This window comes from Pseudoalteromonas lipolytica, from assembly GCF_003515105.1.
Taxonomy (GTDB): Bacteria; Pseudomonadota; Gammaproteobacteria; order Enterobacterales; family Alteromonadaceae; genus Pseudoalteromonas; species Pseudoalteromonas lipolytica.
This window is the reverse complement of sequence record NZ_CP032090.1, coordinates 1533996-1550258: the sequence shown is the minus strand read 5'-3', so window position 1 is coordinate 1550258 and position 16263 is coordinate 1533996. Positions and strand designations below refer to the sequence as shown.

The window sequence follows — 16263 nt, the reverse complement described above, 5'->3', positions numbered from 1 at the left end:
ACTCTAGCTGTTCATTGTAAAAAAGCAACCCTATGACCAGAGCTCATGTATAATAGCCATACTTTAATTGTATGCTAGAAGTTTAATATGGCTAGAGAACTGTGTTCGGGTTGTGGCTTTTCAGTCAGAACCTGCTTATGTAATGCGATAAGCATAATTAATAATAAACTAAAAATCATTATATTACGTCATCCTAGCGAAGAAAAAGTAACTAAAAACACAGCGCACCTGCTTAAATTAGGTTTAGCGAACTGTATTATTTTGAGTGGCGAGTCTGAACAAGACTTTCCTGAGCTTGCCTCACTGCCAACACAGAGCACGGCACTGTTGTATCCCGCCGATAATGCAATCATGCTTGATAAGTGCACTGATGCAACATTAGACTTTAAACAACAGCTTACTCATTTAGTGGTGCTTGATGGCACATGGAAAAAAGCCTACAAAATGCTGATGCTGACCCCAAGTTTGCAGCACTTCAAGGCTGTCAGCTTCGCCACTTTACCAAAAAACAAATACGTGATCAGAAAAGCACCTCGCGCCGATAGCTTGTCGACATTAGAAGCCGTTGCACAGAGCCTTAATTTAATCGAACAGTGTAATGTTGACCCGCTTTATCACTTACTCACGGCGCTTGTTGAAAAACAAACTCAGCACATGCCTCAAGCAGTCAAGGCACGTTACTTATAATGCGAGTGTCTAAACGTTTAAGTGCGGGGTTTAGCCGCCAAGGTCCCGATTACCGTTTTGATGACCAAGTTGATTTTGACGATATTCGCGACACGTTCGGATTTCGTACCCTCGTTGTGGGTCATTGGGTTACCAAGCAAGAACGATTATTAGCTGCAAATTTAATTTATGACGCGCTGGCAGATCTCGCACAAATACTGTCATTACCACCTGTGGCAATGGGCCTTCGTGGCAAACTGAATTTTGCTTTCGGTCATGGCGGTCAAAAAGGAGTGCAAGCACATTATAATGCGCAAAGCCAAACACTTGCTCTGGCAAAAAATGCCGGAGGAGGAGCCCTCGCACATGAGTGGTTTCATGCCTTTGATCACCATATTTGCCAGCATATGTTCCCACACAGACAACCCATGCAGTTTTGCTCATCATTGTGGTTAACCCAAACACCTGATTTAACACACCCGTTAAATCATTTCCTCAATCAGTTTTTTCATCAGGTTTTTTTAGATACTCAAGGTAATAACCCAAACGAGTTCGTCACACAATCGATAGCCTTTGATAAACAACGACAGCATATTTATATGAGCATGCCAGAAGAACTTGCGGCACGGTGTTTTGAGCAATGCATTGCTGTCCATCCTGCGATTAAAAATAGTTTTTTAGTGAGTGGCTTAAATGACGGTGGTTTAATTTACCCAAGCATAGAGCATACATCACGCTGCTCAGACGCATTATTACGGTATTTTAATCAACTAGGTGTGCTTTTACATCGTGGCTAACATCAACCGACTTAAAGTTCTTGATCCACAGTAAATAATCGTCAGCCTCAAGCGGTTTGGAAAAGTAATATCCCTGCCCTATTTGGCAGCCATAACGTTGTAAAATGGCCAAGCTCTGCGGGTCTTCAATGCCCTCGGCCACCACTTTGGCACCGAGCGTTTTAGCAATATCACAGGTTGCTTTACAGATACTTTGATCATTTAACGAAAAAGCGAGATTAAGAACAAACTGCTTATCAATTTTCACCTCATCAAAGCCCAGTTGACTTAAATAAGCGAGTGAAGAGTAACCTGTACCAAAATCATCAATGGCGAGTTTCACACCAATTAAGCGATAATCGTCCAGTGTTATTTTTATATTTTTACTTTCTTCCAGGGTCGCTGATTCTGTTAACTCAAGCATCACAGAATCAGCACTTACACCTAGCTCATTTAACTTAGTAATAAACAGCACAGGTAAATCTTTATTGAGCAAATCTTTTGCCGAGATATTAATAGAAATGACATGCTCAGGTATTAACTCACAAAACCTTGCTTGCCATTCTATGCCTTTCGCAACGACCCACTCGGTAAGTTGATTAATGACCCCTGAGGACTCAGCAATCGGAATAAAGGTATCAGGGCCGATTGCTCCAAGTGCAGGGTGATGCCAACGAAGTAGCGCTTCGCAACCCACAATATCACCCGTTTCTAAACATATCTGTGGCTGAAAATGTAAGTTTAATTGGTCTTCTTCAATCGCTAATTTTAATGATGCGGCAATGAGCAGCCTTTGCTCTGAGAGTCTCGCACTTTCTAAATCAAACATACGCCAGCGCTCACCTTGCAGGCGCTTTTCACTCATAGCTTGAATCGCGCACTGTAGAATTTGTCTGGCGGTATTACCATGTAAAGGATAATGGGCAACACCAATATCAACACTATCAACTAATTTTACATTGTTATGCGTGATGCCCTCTTCAAACACTCCATGAATCAAACAAGCAAATTGCTCTATATGACTCAGTTCCAACTCCCCCATTACAACACAAGCAAAAATACTGTCATCAACGCGTGCTATCCAGACACCTTGATCAACATGGGTTTCCAGCCTTAAAGCATTAATCGATTCAAGCTGTTGGGTAAGTAAATCCAGCGTAGTCACAATGCAGTTATTAGCATGCTCATAGCCAAATGTTGCTCTGGCATTTACCAAGACATGGGGCCTGAACAACATCACAGAAAAATGTTGTTTGTGCGCTACTTTTTTCATTATTTCACTCAGTAGCAATTGTTTATTGGGTAATTTTGTATCCGCATCATGTGTCATTGAATAATTAAATGATGAAATTCTGTGTCTATCTTTAAGTAACAACAATGAACTAATAGCTAACGATGTGAATAATAGAATGACATTTTGCATGGTGTGATTACCAACACCAAAGCCATTCCACACCAACCAACTAAACGCTTGAACAGACAATGTAAGCACCATTAATAATCTTAAACGCGTACGCTCACCTTTTCCTTTGTACAAAATAGTAATCGCAATACCTGCGAGCATTAAAAAGACAATACAACTAAAAATGTACGACGATTGCAGATTGAGTTGCGGCAATAACGAAGCCATTATTGCAGTAATTATTGACACACCTAATAAAGCGATCCACACCGATTTATAGTGACTTTTAAGTCTGTTTATTGCAGCAAAGTGATACAAAAAATAAGCACCAAAACACAATGCATACTGGTTTATAAGCCACTTAGCGCTCCACTCTAACCCGCTAACAAAAAAGCTCGTTAAACCATTATCTATCATAAATCCAATGGTCACTAAAACGAAGTAAGCATTTAATGTCAGATACTTAAAGCGTTTCGATATGAAGTAATACACCCCACATACAAACATGCATAAAACCAAGACACCCAGGATAGCGCCATACCCCAAAATTGTTTGGTGTAAATTAACTTCAAACGTTTTAGCTGAAACAACCCCGACTTCAATTGATATCGCATGCTCATGTTGGAAATTAAGAAGTGCCCAGCGATTTTGACGATTGTGATCGACTAACCAGTGTGGTCTCACACTCGATAAGCTGACTAATGATGCCAATCTATCTTTATTTTGAATTTGTAATAAATCATCAAGAAGATAAAACTTTTTCCACGTTAAGTTGGGTTCAGCAATATACACAACGTAGTCTTGATTACTTGGTAACTTATTTAAGTCGATGACAAGCCAATACGAACTGTGTGCTTTTAAGCGAAGTGTTTTGGGTTCAAGCATATTTACTTTATGCTTATCGTCTAATTTCTGCTGCAGTGATTGGCTAACAATAAAAACTGGGTCATCAGTGTTTATCAGCCAAACAGGGAGTTCAGCCGCATTTAAAGTCGCTGTAAAGGTATACAAAAAAAGACAACAAGTAGCAGTTACCAGCTGTTTATAAAACGTAAGGATGCACCTGCTGATTGAAAGCATTTTAGCTCCGTGCCATTAAACACCAGCTAAAAGTATGGGGGGGAACAGCGTAAATTGCCAACTTTTGGGAACGATTTGCAATTAAAGTACTGTGGCCCGTAGGCCACATAAGAAAAGCTTACTTATTATCGTCGCTAATACGACTCGCTACCGCCGAGTTTTGATCTTTATATTTCGCATCTTTACGGGTGTTGTAAGGATTTTCGGCTGGGCTGGTCATGGTCTCAAAACTCATCGCCCCTATTTTCATCATCGGTCTTAATGCCAAAGGCAATTTACCCGAGTTATAAAACTCAAGCACAATATTACCTGACCAACCTGGGTCAATTCGGTGTGCCGTTACGTGCACCATTAAACCAAGGCGAGCGAGTGAGGAGCGGCCATCTAACCAACCCACAATATCAGCGGGTAACGTAACTTTTTCATGCGTAATCGCCAAGGCTAATTCGCCTGGGTGAAGAAAAAAGGCTTCTTCTTCCGCTAACACGATTTCGTCGCTCATAATTGATTCCATCGCTTTATTAAGTTGATCTTTCGGACCGCTTAAATCAACGTAAGCTGCGGTATGATCTTGAAACACTCGAAACTTATTGCCTAAACGTAAGTCTACCGTCACCCCAGAAATCATGTCTTTGCTCGGTGAAGGTTCTATAACGATACGACCCTCGTTAATATATTGCTGAATATGGGTATCTGATAATCTCATTTATTATTCTACCTAAAACAGCCAAACAGTTATTATCAACATGTTGCGCTGTAAAAATTATCTTGCTTCACGTTAGTTCATGCATTTAATGCAATCAATAAGCGTTAAAGCTCACAGTATGCTGGGATTATTGTGACACAAAACTCACTTATCAAGTTAGTCTTACAGACATTTCTTCATGAATTAATTTTTTATACTCATTTAAACCGTTAAGAATAACTTTTACGTTTAGTATGGGGTGAAATGATTTTTTTAATACAATGAATGTATAACAAGACGCGACATAAGCTGAGAAAATATGAACCTTCAAATACGTTAACGAGTTCGTACTCTCGCGATGTTAGTTTTTGTCAATTGAATCGCCATTAAAGTCATCCTCCCATACCATCCCCCAATCAGAAGTGGGTTCACTTGGGTCGATAGTGTCAATTTTTGTTTCTGTGGCAGAGCCACCGCAGCCAGCTAATGTCGCTACAGAAAGCGCCATCGCAAGTTGTTTTATGTGTCTTTTAAGTAGACAGAAAACACTCTAAAGGGCAGTAAATGCACTCATTAAGCACAAAAACACAAATACCTCATTGTCACAATGAGTAATAAACAACAAAAAATTAACATTTTTTCTGTGTTTAATCTTCTGTTATCAGTATTTCTACCGAACTATTTTGTGTTTGCTGGTAATGCAAGCTGCTGGCTAGGACACGTGCAGCATTTTTGTAGGTAGCGCTGATTGATGCTGCATTATCTCGAGAAATTACCTGCCCTTGCTCCGAGCTTTCACGTATTTCAATCGCAAGAGGGATGTTGGCTAATACAGGCACACCATGGCGGTGAGCTAATTTTACAGCGCCATCTTTGCCAAATACATGATTGGGTTCGCCGCAATGACCACATAAAAAGTAACTCATGTTCTCAATAAGACCCAATACTGGAATATTGACTTTATTAAACATAGCAATCCCCTTTTGTGCATCAGCTAGGGCTAAATCTTGCGGTGTTGTAATAATTACAGCGCCACTAGCAGGTACTTTTTGACTCATGGTTAGTTGAATATCACCGGTGCCGGGCGGCATATCAACGATGAGGTAATCAAGTTCACCCCAATCGGTCTCATTCATAAGTTGATTAAGCGCCCCCGATGCCATGGGGCCTCGCCACACTGTTGCATCATCACTCGGCACTAAGAAACCAATTGATTGCGCTTTCAAATTATGTGCTTCAAATGGTAATAAGGTTTTATTATCCAGTGTTTTAGGCTCAGCACCCTGCAGACCTAAAAGTAAAGGGATCGATGGGCCATAAATGTCAGCATCTAAAATCCCCACTTTAGCTCCCTCTTGCTCAAGTGCTGAGGCAAGATTCACAGCCGTTGTCGACTTACCCACTCCCCCTTTGCCAGATGCAACAAGTACAATCTGCTTAATCTGCTTAAAGCAGCATTGGTTGGGTAATGACACCTCGGCGTCGATGCTCACCGATACTGAGAGCTTATTGCTAACAAACTCTCCGATTTGTGCTAATTCTCCCTTGCCAGCAAAGGGTAATTCCAGCTTAACCTTAAAGCTTTTGTCGGTATTTATTGTTATTTCTTTTACCCATTGGGCTTCAATCCCAATCGCAAATGCGCTGCTTCTATAAGCAGCTAACGCATCAAGTAGCGGTTCTTTTTCAGCCGATTTACCAGAGAATAATTTTGACAGTCCAAACATAGCAATAAAATAGCGTTTCTTTGATGAAAAGTGCTTCGGAATTATGTAACATTCAAGGCATTAAAACCAGACAATTAGATAATATCATTGCGTTGTTTTGTATATAGGCAACTCGCAATGAATTAAATAATGATATTCATGCATTTTTGCAACGAACTATCCTCAATTCGGAATGATTATGGCACAGCGAAAGATCCTGATTACTAGCGCATTACCTTATGCCAATGGCCCGACTCACTTAGGTCATTTATTAGAATACATCCAAACTGATATTTGGGCGCGTTTTCAAAAGCAACAAGGTCATGAGACCTATTACGTGTGCGCAGATGATGCTCACGGCACCCCCATTATGCTTAATGCGCAGAAACAAGGGATCACGCCAGAGGAAATGGTTAAAAATGTCAGTGTAGAACGCCAACGCGACTTTGCTGATTTCAACATAGAATTTGATAACTATCACAGCACTCACAGCGAAGAAAACAAGCAGTTAAGCGAGCTTATTTATAACCGCTTAAATGATGCGGGCCACATTAAGAAGCACACTATTTCTCAGCTTTTTGATCCAGAAAAAGGCATTTTCTTACCTGACCGTTTTGTAACAGGTACTTGCCCAACGTGTAAGTCTGAAGATCAAAACGGTGATAGCTGTGACGCATGCGGTGCAACATACAGCCCAACTGAACTTATCAATCCACGTTCTGTCATGTCGGGTGCGGAGCCTGTGTTAAAAGACTCTGAGCACTACTTCTTTGACTTGCCAGCCTTTGAAGACATGCTAAAAGAGTGGTTACACTCTGGCACTATCCAACAAGAAATGGCTAACAAGTTAGACGAATGGTTTGCAGATGGCCTGCAGCAGTGGGATATCAGTCGTGATGCACCTTACTTTGGCTTTGAAATCCCAGGTGCTCCAGGTAAATACTTCTACGTATGGCTAGATGCACCCATCGGTTACATGGCCAGCTTTAAGAACCTATGTGACAAGAAAGGCATCGACTTTGATGCGTTCTGGCGTGAAGACTCAGAAGCCGAACTTTACCACTTTATCGGTAAAGACATCATTTACTTCCACAGTTTATTCTGGCCTGCCATGTTAGAAGGGGCAAACTTCAGAAAACCAACGAATGTATTCGCTCACGGCTTTGTCACCGTAAATGGCGCAAAAATGTCTAAATCTAAAGGCACTTTTGTAAAGGCACGTACTTATCTAGATAATTTAGACCCTGAATATCTACGCTACTATTACGCGGCAAAACTTAACAACGGTATTACTGATTTAGATTTAAACCTTGAAGATTTTGCCCTGCGTGTAAATTCAGATTTGGTTGGTAAAGTGGTCAATATTGCAAGCCGTTGTGCTAGTTTCATCACCAAGAAATTTGACGGAAAACTAAGCGACACAGTGATGGATGAAGCGTTACTAAGTGAATTCCAAGCGGCATCAGACAGCATTGCTAATCATTACGAGAATCGTGACTATAGCCGTGCTATTCGTGAAATTATGGCGCTTGCAGACAAAGCCAACCAATTTATTGATGCTAAAGCTCCTTGGGTGTTAATTAAAGACGAAGCAAAACAACAAGAAGCGCATGACGTGTGCTCACTTGGTCTCAATATGTTCCGTGTGCTTATCACCTACTTAAAGCCTGTTTTACCAGGAATGGCTGCCAATGTTGAAGCCTTTTTAAATGACGCATTAACATGGCAAGGTGTGCAAACAGCACTTGTGGGTCATGCTATTAATAAATTTAAACCGTTAATGCAACGCGTTGAAATGGATAAAGTAAATAAAATGATTGAAGAATCAAAAGAAAGCCTCGTCGCTGAAAAAGACAAGATTGATCCTAATAGCCCATTAGCGAAAGAGCCAATCAGCCCTGAAATCGAATTTGATGATTTTGCTAAAGTTGATTTACGTGTAGCGAAAATTGCAAAAGCAGAACACGTTGAAGGTGCTGATAAATTATTAAAATTGACGTTAGATTTAGGTGGCGAAACTCGCCAGGTATTCGCCGGTATTAAATCTGCGTATGCGCCTGAAGACATCGAAGGCAAGCTGACCGTTATGGTAGCGAACCTTAAACCACGTAAGATGCGTTTTGGTATGTCTGAAGGCATGGTGTTAGCAGCAGGCCCTGGCGGCAAAGAAATCTATATTCTTAACCCTGATGAGGGTTCAGAGCCAGGCATGCGTGTCATGTAAGGTAAAACCTTATTGTAAAAAAACCGTTGTGTGCAAACACAACGGTTTTTTTATATTCGGCATTTATGTTGTTGGGCACGCGGGGTGTTCGGTTAATACTTGGGTAATAATTTGGCCAAATACTTGGTGCTGTTGCTCAGTAATAGGGAAAGAGGCGCTGTAAGAAAGCGTATCGGCAAGTTCTCCGGTAATAATTTCATAAAAGGTCATCGCAGTTAGCAAATGCCCAGCATCCGAGGCATGATTACCGTCACTATGGTATAAATTCACTTCTGGTAATCTTGCTATCGCTTTGTCCCACACTAAACCGATGGGCGCAACACAGCTCGTTTCTTTATCACTAATGGATAAATGTAACTTATAAACCGCTTCACCTTCTTTACTATCCCCCCTTTGTGGGTGTTCAGGGAATAGAATTGGCGTTATTCCCAGCACTTTTGCATTCGCAATTAGACGCTCGGTTTCTGCCGTAGAATAATTTACAGATCCCGATTGAGAATACTTTTGCCCTTGAAAAATCGCATGACTCCACTTGTTTTGTTTTAGCTTTTCGATATTCCCGGGGGAGTTAACTATTTCATCCAAAAAACGGCCACTCACCGTGAGGGTCGCAACCTGACTATTACTTAACTCACTCGAAATTAACTGCTCAAGCAAGGTCGCAAGTTTTGCGCTATGACTATTGCCATAAATGATAATGTTATAATCAGCACTTGCGCTATTATCAACAATGCCGGTGCTATTATTAGGAAGTGAGCTGTCAGGCTCGGTTGCGATTGGGTTTTCAGTCTTTGAACTCGAACCACATGCAACTAACCCAACAAAACTCATCAATAAAAAGTAAACAATAAAAGGCTTAAATCGTTTGCTGTCCGTCACTGATTATTCCTTATTTAGACGTATTATTTTTCATGTAGTCAATATTGAGACACAAAACGATAAATAGCCAATTATTATCTGACGCTTACTCACACTTAACTATTTCATCTTCAGGGTGCTAAATATAAATCTTTAAGAAACCGCTCTTTGCGGGGTAAGTAATGATGATCATAATCAAGCGACACCAGCACCCTTTCTGCTTTTCCTAACAGCTCACTACGCGGCACTAAACCGATTACACGCGAGTCTGCACTGTTATCACGGTTATCTCCCATCGCTAAATACATATCTGCAGGGATAACCACTGGCGCAAAATGCTGCATCACAGAGGGGGTCTTCGACACCTGAATTGCATGTTTAATACCCGCAAGATTTTCTAAATACGTTTGCTGTCCTGCTTCATCATCCACTAGCGAGTAATCAAGTACTTGACCATTAATAATCAATTTATTATCAACTAAAGTAACCGTATCACCCGGCACTGCAATCACACGTTTGACTAAGCGGTTATTAGCAGCAGTTGAATCAAATACAATGATATCGCCCGCTTTTGGCTCATCAAGGCGCGCCAGTGATATATGACTAAATGGTAACCGTAAATCATAGGCCATTTTATTGGTTAAAATACGGTCTCCCTCAACAATTGTCGGTTTCATAGACCCTGTGGGTACTTCATACCAATCGGCAACAGCACTCCTAAATACACTCATTAAGCAGATAAATACAATCAATGAACGGTTATTTTTCCATACGTTAGCAAGCCAATTCATATTCGTTCCTTGTGTTGTTAGTTTCATTAAGAGTCTTTGCCGTTCAAATTAGTTCTTAGCTAAATGTAACGAAATACTTCAAAGATAAAAATATCATACATGGTGTTAAAAATATTTGACACAACCAGCAATGAGTAGTTTACTTAACACCAAGTCAAATATTTTTTACACTGGATGATAAAAGATGAGCTACAAAGAACTGACAATTTGGGGCACGTTGGGAGTGACTATTGGTTTGTTAATTTATTACCTTACTGGTATTAACTCATTACAAACAAATGGAAACCTAAGCCAAGATACAATGGTTTCTTACTTATATAAGGTCGTAATTACTGCGGTGATACTCGAAATTATTATGCAATCAGTGCTTGCAGGCATTAAGCACAAAGAAGCAGATTTAGGTGATGATGAGCGCGATAAACTCATTGAACTTAAAAGCGCTAAGCTTGGCCATTGGTTAACTTCAGCAATTATTTTAATGTGTGTATTTTTAGCCACTCAGATAGAGCGTGTATCTGGTCGCATGTTATTACCTGAAGTTTCAGATTTATATAATATAATGCACTACCTCATTATAGGCTTTTTGATCAGTGAAATTATCACGACAGCCAGTAAGGTGTATTACTATCGAAGAGACAGCTAATGAAAAAACAGCTCAGTAATACTATTCGAGAATTACGATTTCATCACAATGAAATGACGCAGCAAGCTCTGGCCGAAGCCGTCGGTGTTTCAAGGCAAACAATTGTCGCCATTGAAAAAGGCAAATATTCCCCTTCACTTGAAGTGGCTTTTAAGATTGCTCAATTGTTTGATAAGAAACTCGATGACGTTTTTTCTTATCAATAGCACGCTTGCAATAAAAAAGGTTAGCATGCAGCTAACCTTTTTTATTCTATTTAAGACTGTTGATTTTTAAACTGTGCTTTCGCTTGTTCAACTTCGTCATTACTGATACCTACTGACTCAGCCGCTTCTTTTATTAAATGCGGTTGTGTCATAACCAACGCCATCAGTTGTTGAAGTTTTTCGGGCGGGATCCCGAGTTGCTGAACTAAGCCCATAGCCATCATTGGGTTTTCCATAAATGCTTGAAAAAGCTCACGTACTTTTTCGTCACTCACGTTATGCTCTTTCAGCATTGCGATAATTGGGTTCATACTAACCTTGATTAATTTACTGCTAATAAGCTCAATAATGTGGGCAGTTTTTCGTTATTCAACCAGTAGCACCACTTTACCCGAATTTTCATTATTATCTAAAATGCGGTGAGCCTCAGTTGCATCCTGCCAATGCAGGGTTTTATATATATTAAAGTCAAATTTACCCGCAGCGAGTTCGCCATAAAAGCGAGCTATAAACTGTGCTTTTAGTTCACGTTTAAAAGCAATAGAGCGGTTTCTAAGTGTAGAAGCATGAAATGAAATACGTTTACTCAGCAAACGTGCGAAATCAACCTCAGCAAAGCGCGCATCTAAAAATGCCAACATCACAATTTGGCAATCCATTGCAGCAACAGCAGCATTTTTATTTAAATAATGCCCTGCAACGGGGTCGACAATTGTATTTGCTTGTAACTGATGTGTCTTCATATACTCCACAAAGTCGGTGGTTTTATAATTTATACAGTGATCGGCACCCAACTTTTTTGCATGCGCGCATTTTTCATCGCTCCCCGCAGTAATGACTACCTGAGCCCCAATAGCTTTTGCCATTTGAATAGCGGCACCACCCACACCACTTGCACCAGCGTGTATAAGTGCAGTTTGCCCAGCTTCAAGCTTGCCAAATTGAAATAACGCCGAAAATGCAGTGAGATAAACTTCACTCACCGCAGCCCCTTCAGCCATACTCATTGAGTCAGCAAGCGGCATCACCTGTGCTGCATCTACCGCAACATACTCACTGTATGCGCCTCCGGCACACAAAGTAAAAACGGGTTTATTAAGCCAATCAACCTCAACGTTTTCCCCTTGTGCGACGACTGTGCCAGCACACTCTAGACCTAAAATCTCACTGTCGCCTTTAGGAGGTGGGTATTTATCTTGCCTTTGTAAACAGTCAGCACGATTAACGCCTATTGCGGCGACCTTAATCAGTACCTCATCGTGTTTAATATTCGGCTTTTCAATTTCTGCAAACGTTAACTGTGAATTTTCATGCTTAATATAACGCATAACACCTTCTATTTAATTCGCTGCCAGATTTCAGCTTCCACCAATTTACCATTTTCATATAAAGTATGATGCCATAAATCACCGTCTACTTTGTAATCAAATGCCATGGTTTTACCTTGTAATGAAGGCACATTACCATAAGAAAAAGTCTCGATAAATTGCTGGTCTTGCAAAACATATTTGCCGCCACCCGCATAATGAAAATTGCCATTTTTCTGCGTAATATAACTAAAATGAGTATCGGTAATTAGCTTTACCGAGGTTAATTCGGGTGCTTTTGCCGTAACATACCCTTCCTTTGTCGCATACTTTCCTTCAACAAACTGCCAACTCCCCACCAGCGGGTTCGCATTCGCGAATGAGGCTAGCAACAAACTTGAAATGCCGAATATTTTTAGCATAGTGTACTCCCTTGATTGTTCGTATTAGCATACGCCAATACCGGATCCCGATGAAGGACTACGTGGTTGAGATTTTTTCACCCCTGTTTTGCTCTCATTTCACTAAACCGCCACGATTGTTTATACGGATACACATCCAATAATTGTCCCTCATTAATAGCCGCTTGCAGTCGCTGCCACATAGCAACACTGAAAATGTCGTGATGCACAGCATTAAAAAATGAAAAAGCCGTTTTATTTGCACTGAAAAATACCTTGAATTGGCTCGGAAACACATCGTTTTCAGCAATATCAAAGTAACTCTCGCTGCTTAACTCTTCTAACGAGTCAGCACTTTTTGGTAACTCTCGAAATTGACACGCCGTCATCGGGCAAATTTCATCGTAATCATAAAACACCACTCTTCCCCAGCGGGTCACACCAAAGTTCTTCATCAACATATCGCCTGGAAAGATATTTGCACCTGCCAGCTCTTTGATTGCTTTACCATAATCAATCATAACAAGTTCAAGTTTTCGTTCATCACACTGATTAATATATAAATTAAGCGGTGTCATTTTCCGTTCAACATACACATGACGCAAAATAAGCGCATTACCCGATATAATTAAACTGTCGCCAATTTGGCGCTGCATCGTAGTGAGTAATTCTTCACTAAATCGACTTAAATCAAACGCTAAATAACGAAATTCATGGGTATCAACCAAGCGCCCCACGCGATCGGCTTGCTTTACAAAGTCGTATTTCGCCATGACATGTTGTTTAGTGGCGGTTTTTGGTGCGCTAAATTTATCTTTAATCACTTTATACACATAATCAGAGCCAGGTGTCGTAAATACCAACATCACCATGCCAGGCGTACCTGGGGCAATAATGTATTTATCATCAGGAGGACTATTTTTAGTGGTATCAACTTTATAGCGATAAAACTCGGTTTTGGCATGCTTGATAAATCCTATCGCGTTAAATAACTCAAAACGTTGCTTATGGGGCATCAGCACGCTGAGGTAATCAACGTAACGCGCAGGTTGGTCGGTGTCGACCATAAAGTAGGTTCGCGCAAACCCAAATAGCAGACTAAGTTGATCGGCGCCCATCATGACGGCATCAATGTGCAGCCCTTTTTCACTATTTAGTAAGGCTATGGCAAACGGCATATTATCACCGTTTTTAGCAATGCATCGCCCAATGATGTAACACGCTTTATTTCTGAAAAATAATGAATTAGCGTATTCGATATACCCATCATTCAGTGCTAGCAGCTCATAAACCTGTGGGCACTGTTTTTTTGCTCCTGCGATTAAAGTACGCTGCAACATGGCAATATCATCAGTGAAATGTGCATAATCAGAGCGAAAAACATGACGACTCACAAGGGTTTTTATCGCATTTTCAAAACCACTTTGTAACGAGATCCGACTTACCAGAGAATCAAACGGACGAGGCCCTAAGCGATACCGTGCCTTTAAAACAAACAAATGAACATTACGGATTTTACGTGAGTCCCAAATAGCCCCAAATGTCGAGTTGAAAAACGTATGTGCAATGGGCTGGTTTTCGTGATTTTTCACCATTTCTGCATAAATTTGTTTTGCTAATAACCACAGAGCAGGATCGTTAACTTCGCTGTAAGCTATGATCTTTACAGCTTCACTTACTTTTTTTACTTGGCCTTCGTAAACCTGTAACCGTAACTTCATTGCTGTTTGCACTTGATGCCATTGACGTTGTTCAAACCGACTTTGTGCCCCTAAAGTGATATTCAAAAACTCTGCAAACATGGCCTCAAACCCTGCATACACAGCGCGGGCTAGTTTCGTGGCAATAATATTCTTTAGTTGTTCCGACTCTGTTTTTTTACGAAAAATTGCATCGTGTTGAGGCATTATTGATATCACTTATGCTGATTATTTTAGTTGCCGTGTTTACACACAATAGCAAGCACGCTTTAATTTAGGTAATTAATAAAGATAATAAATAAGATTGATCAGATGAATATTAGGCATGTCGACCTAAATCTATTGGTGTATTTAAATGTACTGATAGATGAGCAAAATGTATCAAAAGCAGCCAATAAACTTGCCTTAACGCAGCCTGCGATGAGCAATGCATTAAAACGGTTACGTGATTTATTTGACGATCCCTTGCTCGTTCGAGCCGCTGGCACAATGACACCCACAGCCAAAGCGCTGAGTCTCAAGCCTGAAATTGAAGCACTGCTAAAAATGGCCGAAGAAATCACGCAACCAAGTGAACTGTTTGACCCAAGCACTGCAAATATAACGTTTCGGATCATGGCAAATGATTATCTAGAATCAACCTTAATAGCCCCTTTTATCACCCAACAACTGGCGAAAAGCCCCGGCCTTAATTTTGATATTTTGAGTCCAAGCGACGTCAACCTACAAGATATGGAAAAAGGCACAATCGATTTAGCTATAAACCGCTTTAATGGTTTACCCCGTTCATTTCACCAAGCCAGTGTCTGGCGCGATAACTATTGCTGCTTAAGTCACCCTGACAATCCTTATCTACAACAGCAAACGCTTGAGAACTACCTTGCACAAGAGCATATTTGGGTAAATAGGGCTGGCTGGGGGGTTGAAGCAGCGGTGACTAATAAATCCGGAAGTCAAAAATTAGGCTGGGTAGATGAAGCATTATGGCAGCTCGAACAAACGCGTAATATTCGTGTATTCACTCGCCATTACATGGTCGCAAGCTTGCTCTGCCAATCGCCTAAATTAATAGCCACGCTGCCCCGACGTCAAGCGATGTTGCTCGCAAAACACACCGATTTAGTCATAAGTCCAGTGCCATTTCAAATTGTTCCCATTGAAGTGAAAATGCTGTGGAGTCCATTATTACACCATGCAAACCCGCACCAATGGCTGCGTCGAGAACTATTAGCTTTTGCAAATACAGTGGCCGACAGGTAACAAATTAACAATATTGATAAAATCAATATCAGTTATTGAAAACAACAATTTCATTAATAATGAGTGACAGGCTAGAGTGAAGTTAAGCACATAAACAAAGAGAACTTGATATGGAAACTTCAGCACAATTCACTCAACAAGACGGCCTTTACATTAATGGTCAATTACACACTTTTATTGAACAGCAACTTTGTAAAAAAAGCGAAATTGCATGTGACGAGATATACCAGATTCTTGCAACACTTGTTGATGAATTTGGGTGTCAGTGTCGTAAAACGAAACACCAAGCAGATGATGTTTTACCAACCGAAACACTGTTAACTGCCTACAGCTCTGTACGCACTCATCCACATTGTCATGTAGATGCTCAAACGACGCCGGCGGTACTTGATGAGTATTGCTGCCAAGTACCGGCTATTTTAGTAGTTGCTCTTATGGATACGCTAACAGGTATTACAAGCGACGAGCCTGGTGCAAAGCACATTTACCAACGTGCCGCGGCACTGACAGGTAAACCATGCGTCTACGCCATCAATAACGCACACGCTGCATAATATG

At 40.7% G+C, this 16263-nt stretch carries 17 protein-coding genes; 7 read left to right on the top strand and 10 right to left on the bottom strand.

Translation table 11 applies throughout. The features are described from left to right. Positions 1–87 precede the first annotated feature (87 nt). Together D0907_RS07080 and D0907_RS07075 are read left to right on the top strand one after the other, a co-directional pair. The gene (locus D0907_RS07080; RefSeq protein WP_065979822.1) at positions 88–687 is read left to right on the top strand and encodes a tRNA-uridine aminocarboxypropyltransferase; all 600 of its coding nucleotides are present in this window, start codon (positions 88–90) and stop codon (positions 685–687) included. After that, on the top strand, positions 684–1463 hold the full coding sequence (locus D0907_RS07075; RefSeq protein WP_371915637.1) for a CLCA_X family protein: 780 nt from the start codon (positions 684–686) through the stop codon (positions 1461–1463). The genes D0907_RS07080 and D0907_RS07075 overlap by 4 nt, the downstream gene beginning before the upstream one ends. Here D0907_RS07075 and D0907_RS07070 read toward each other — a convergent pair. The 4 genes from D0907_RS07070 to apbC form a co-directional block, all read right to left on the bottom strand. Beyond that, complete coding sequence (locus D0907_RS07070; RefSeq protein WP_162898033.1) at positions 1429–3855, bottom strand: EAL domain-containing protein; 2427 nt, start codon at positions 3853–3855, stop codon at positions 1429–1431. The two genes, D0907_RS07075 and D0907_RS07070, sit on opposite strands and share 35 nt — an antisense overlap. A 187-nt stretch (positions 3856–4042) precedes the next feature. Further along, positions 4043–4630 carry a dCTP deaminase gene (gene dcd / locus D0907_RS07065; RefSeq protein ID WP_036968938.1) on the bottom strand — a complete coding sequence of 196 codons (588 nt, stop codon included), beginning with the start codon at positions 4628–4630 and terminating at the stop codon, positions 4043–4045. 340 nt (positions 4631–4970) lie between these two features. After that, complete coding sequence (locus D0907_RS21025; RefSeq protein WP_162898032.1) at positions 4971–5117, bottom strand: hypothetical protein; 147 nt, start codon at positions 5115–5117, stop codon at positions 4971–4973. Between the two features lie 139 nt (positions 5118–5256). Further along, on the bottom strand, positions 5257–6336 hold the full coding sequence (apbC, locus tag D0907_RS07060) for an iron-sulfur cluster carrier protein ApbC (RefSeq protein WP_074988318.1): 1080 nt from the start codon (positions 6334–6336) through the stop codon (positions 5257–5259). Between the two features lie 178 nt (positions 6337–6514). Here apbC and metG point away from each other — a divergent pair, with 178 nt between their 5' ends. Further along, positions 6515–8539, top strand: a complete 2025-nt coding sequence (metG, locus tag D0907_RS07055; RefSeq protein ID WP_036968946.1) for a methionine--tRNA ligase — start codon at positions 6515–6517, stop codon at positions 8537–8539. A 63-nt stretch (positions 8540–8602) separates the two neighbouring features. Here the strand turns inward: metG and D0907_RS07050 are convergent, their stop codons facing one another. Together D0907_RS07050 and lepB are read right to left on the bottom strand one after the other, a co-directional pair. Continuing rightward, positions 8603–9418: a hypothetical protein gene (locus D0907_RS07050; protein ID WP_230237481.1), complete on the bottom strand. Its 816-nt coding sequence runs from the start codon at positions 9416–9418 to the stop codon at positions 8603–8605. Between the two features lie 110 nt (positions 9419–9528). Continuing rightward, the gene (gene lepB / locus D0907_RS07045; protein WP_118844212.1) at positions 9529–10188 is read right to left on the bottom strand and encodes a signal peptidase I; all 660 of its coding nucleotides are present in this window, start codon (positions 10186–10188) and stop codon (positions 9529–9531) included. Between the two features lie 184 nt (positions 10189–10372). On the opposite strand from lepB, the gene D0907_RS07040 reads away from it, so the two are divergent. Both D0907_RS07040 and D0907_RS07035 read left to right on the top strand, forming a co-directional pair. Next, on the top strand, positions 10373–10831 hold the full coding sequence (locus D0907_RS07040; RefSeq protein ID WP_118844211.1) for a hypothetical protein: 459 nt from the start codon (positions 10373–10375) through the stop codon (positions 10829–10831). After that, positions 10831–11037, top strand: coding sequence for a helix-turn-helix transcriptional regulator (locus D0907_RS07035; protein ID WP_036968951.1), 207 nt, complete (start codon positions 10831–10833; stop codon positions 11035–11037). The genes D0907_RS07040 and D0907_RS07035 overlap by 1 nt, the downstream gene beginning before the upstream one ends. A gap of 50 nt (positions 11038–11087) precedes the next feature. On the opposite strand, the gene D0907_RS07030 is transcribed toward D0907_RS07035, so the two are convergent. From D0907_RS07030 to aceK, 4 genes are all read right to left on the bottom strand, one after another. Further along, positions 11088–11348, bottom strand: a complete 261-nt coding sequence (locus D0907_RS07030; RefSeq protein WP_036968953.1) for a DUF2999 family protein — start codon at positions 11346–11348, stop codon at positions 11088–11090. A 54-nt stretch (positions 11349–11402) separates the two neighbouring features. Next, on the bottom strand, positions 11403–12365 hold the full coding sequence (locus tag D0907_RS07025) for a zinc-binding dehydrogenase (protein ID WP_036968955.1): 963 nt from the start codon (positions 12363–12365) through the stop codon (positions 11403–11405). Between the two features lie 8 nt (positions 12366–12373). Next, positions 12374–12766 carry a hypothetical protein gene (locus D0907_RS07020; RefSeq protein WP_036968957.1) on the bottom strand — a complete coding sequence of 131 codons (393 nt, stop codon included), beginning with the start codon at positions 12764–12766 and terminating at the stop codon, positions 12374–12376. Positions 12767–12843: 77 nt separating this feature from the next. Further along, positions 12844–14652, bottom strand: coding sequence for a bifunctional isocitrate dehydrogenase kinase/phosphatase (gene aceK, locus D0907_RS07015; RefSeq protein WP_074988324.1), 1809 nt, complete (start codon positions 14650–14652; stop codon positions 12844–12846). A 105-nt stretch (positions 14653–14757) separates the two neighbouring features. Here aceK and D0907_RS07010 point away from each other — a divergent pair, with 105 nt between their 5' ends. Together D0907_RS07010 and D0907_RS07005 are read left to right on the top strand one after the other, a co-directional pair. Next, entirely contained in the window at positions 14758–15705 is a 948-nt protein-coding gene (locus tag D0907_RS07010) for a LysR family transcriptional regulator (RefSeq protein WP_118844210.1), read from the top strand. A 110-nt stretch (positions 15706–15815) separates the two neighbouring features. Then, positions 15816–16259, top strand: coding sequence for a hypothetical protein (locus tag D0907_RS07005; protein WP_118844209.1), 444 nt, complete (start codon positions 15816–15818; stop codon positions 16257–16259). Positions 16260–16263: the final 4 nt, after the last annotated feature.

Excerpts from the sequence above, each read along its gene's own strand:
- D0907_RS07080 (WP_065979822.1), top strand. The coding sequence starts at position 88 with ATGGCTAGAGAACTGTGTTCGGGTTGTGGCTTTTCAGTCAGAACCTGC.
- dcd (WP_036968938.1), bottom strand. The coding sequence starts at position 4,630 with ATGAGATTATCAGATACCCATATTCAGCAATATATTAACGAGGGTCGT.
- D0907_RS21025 (WP_162898032.1), bottom strand. The coding sequence starts at position 5,117 with ATGGCGCTTTCTGTAGCGACATTAGCTGGCTGCGGTGGCTCTGCCACA.
- apbC (WP_074988318.1), bottom strand. The coding sequence starts at position 6,336 with ATGTTTGGACTGTCAAAATTATTCTCTGGTAAATCGGCTGAAAAAGAA.
- metG (WP_036968946.1), top strand. The coding sequence starts at position 6,515 with ATGGCACAGCGAAAGATCCTGATTACTAGCGCATTACCTTATGCCAAT.
- lepB (WP_118844212.1), bottom strand. The coding sequence starts at position 10,188 with ATGAATTGGCTTGCTAACGTATGGAAAAATAACCGTTCATTGATTGTA.
- D0907_RS07040 (WP_118844211.1), top strand. The coding sequence starts at position 10,373 with ATGAGCTACAAAGAACTGACAATTTGGGGCACGTTGGGAGTGACTATT.
- D0907_RS07035 (WP_036968951.1), top strand. The coding sequence starts at position 10,831 with ATGAAAAAACAGCTCAGTAATACTATTCGAGAATTACGATTTCATCAC.
- D0907_RS07030 (WP_036968953.1), bottom strand. The coding sequence starts at position 11,348 with ATGAACCCAATTATCGCAATGCTGAAAGAGCATAACGTGAGTGACGAA.
- D0907_RS07025 (WP_036968955.1), bottom strand. The coding sequence starts at position 12,365 with ATGCGTTATATTAAGCATGAAAATTCACAGTTAACGTTTGCAGAAATT.
- D0907_RS07020 (WP_036968957.1), bottom strand. The coding sequence starts at position 12,766 with ATGCTAAAAATATTCGGCATTTCAAGTTTGTTGCTAGCCTCATTCGCG.
- aceK (WP_074988324.1), bottom strand. The coding sequence starts at position 14,652 with ATGCCTCAACACGATGCAATTTTTCGTAAAAAAACAGAGTCGGAACAA.
- D0907_RS07010 (WP_118844210.1), top strand. The coding sequence starts at position 14,758 with ATGAATATTAGGCATGTCGACCTAAATCTATTGGTGTATTTAAATGTA.
- D0907_RS07005 (WP_118844209.1), top strand. The coding sequence starts at position 15,816 with ATGGAAACTTCAGCACAATTCACTCAACAAGACGGCCTTTACATTAAT.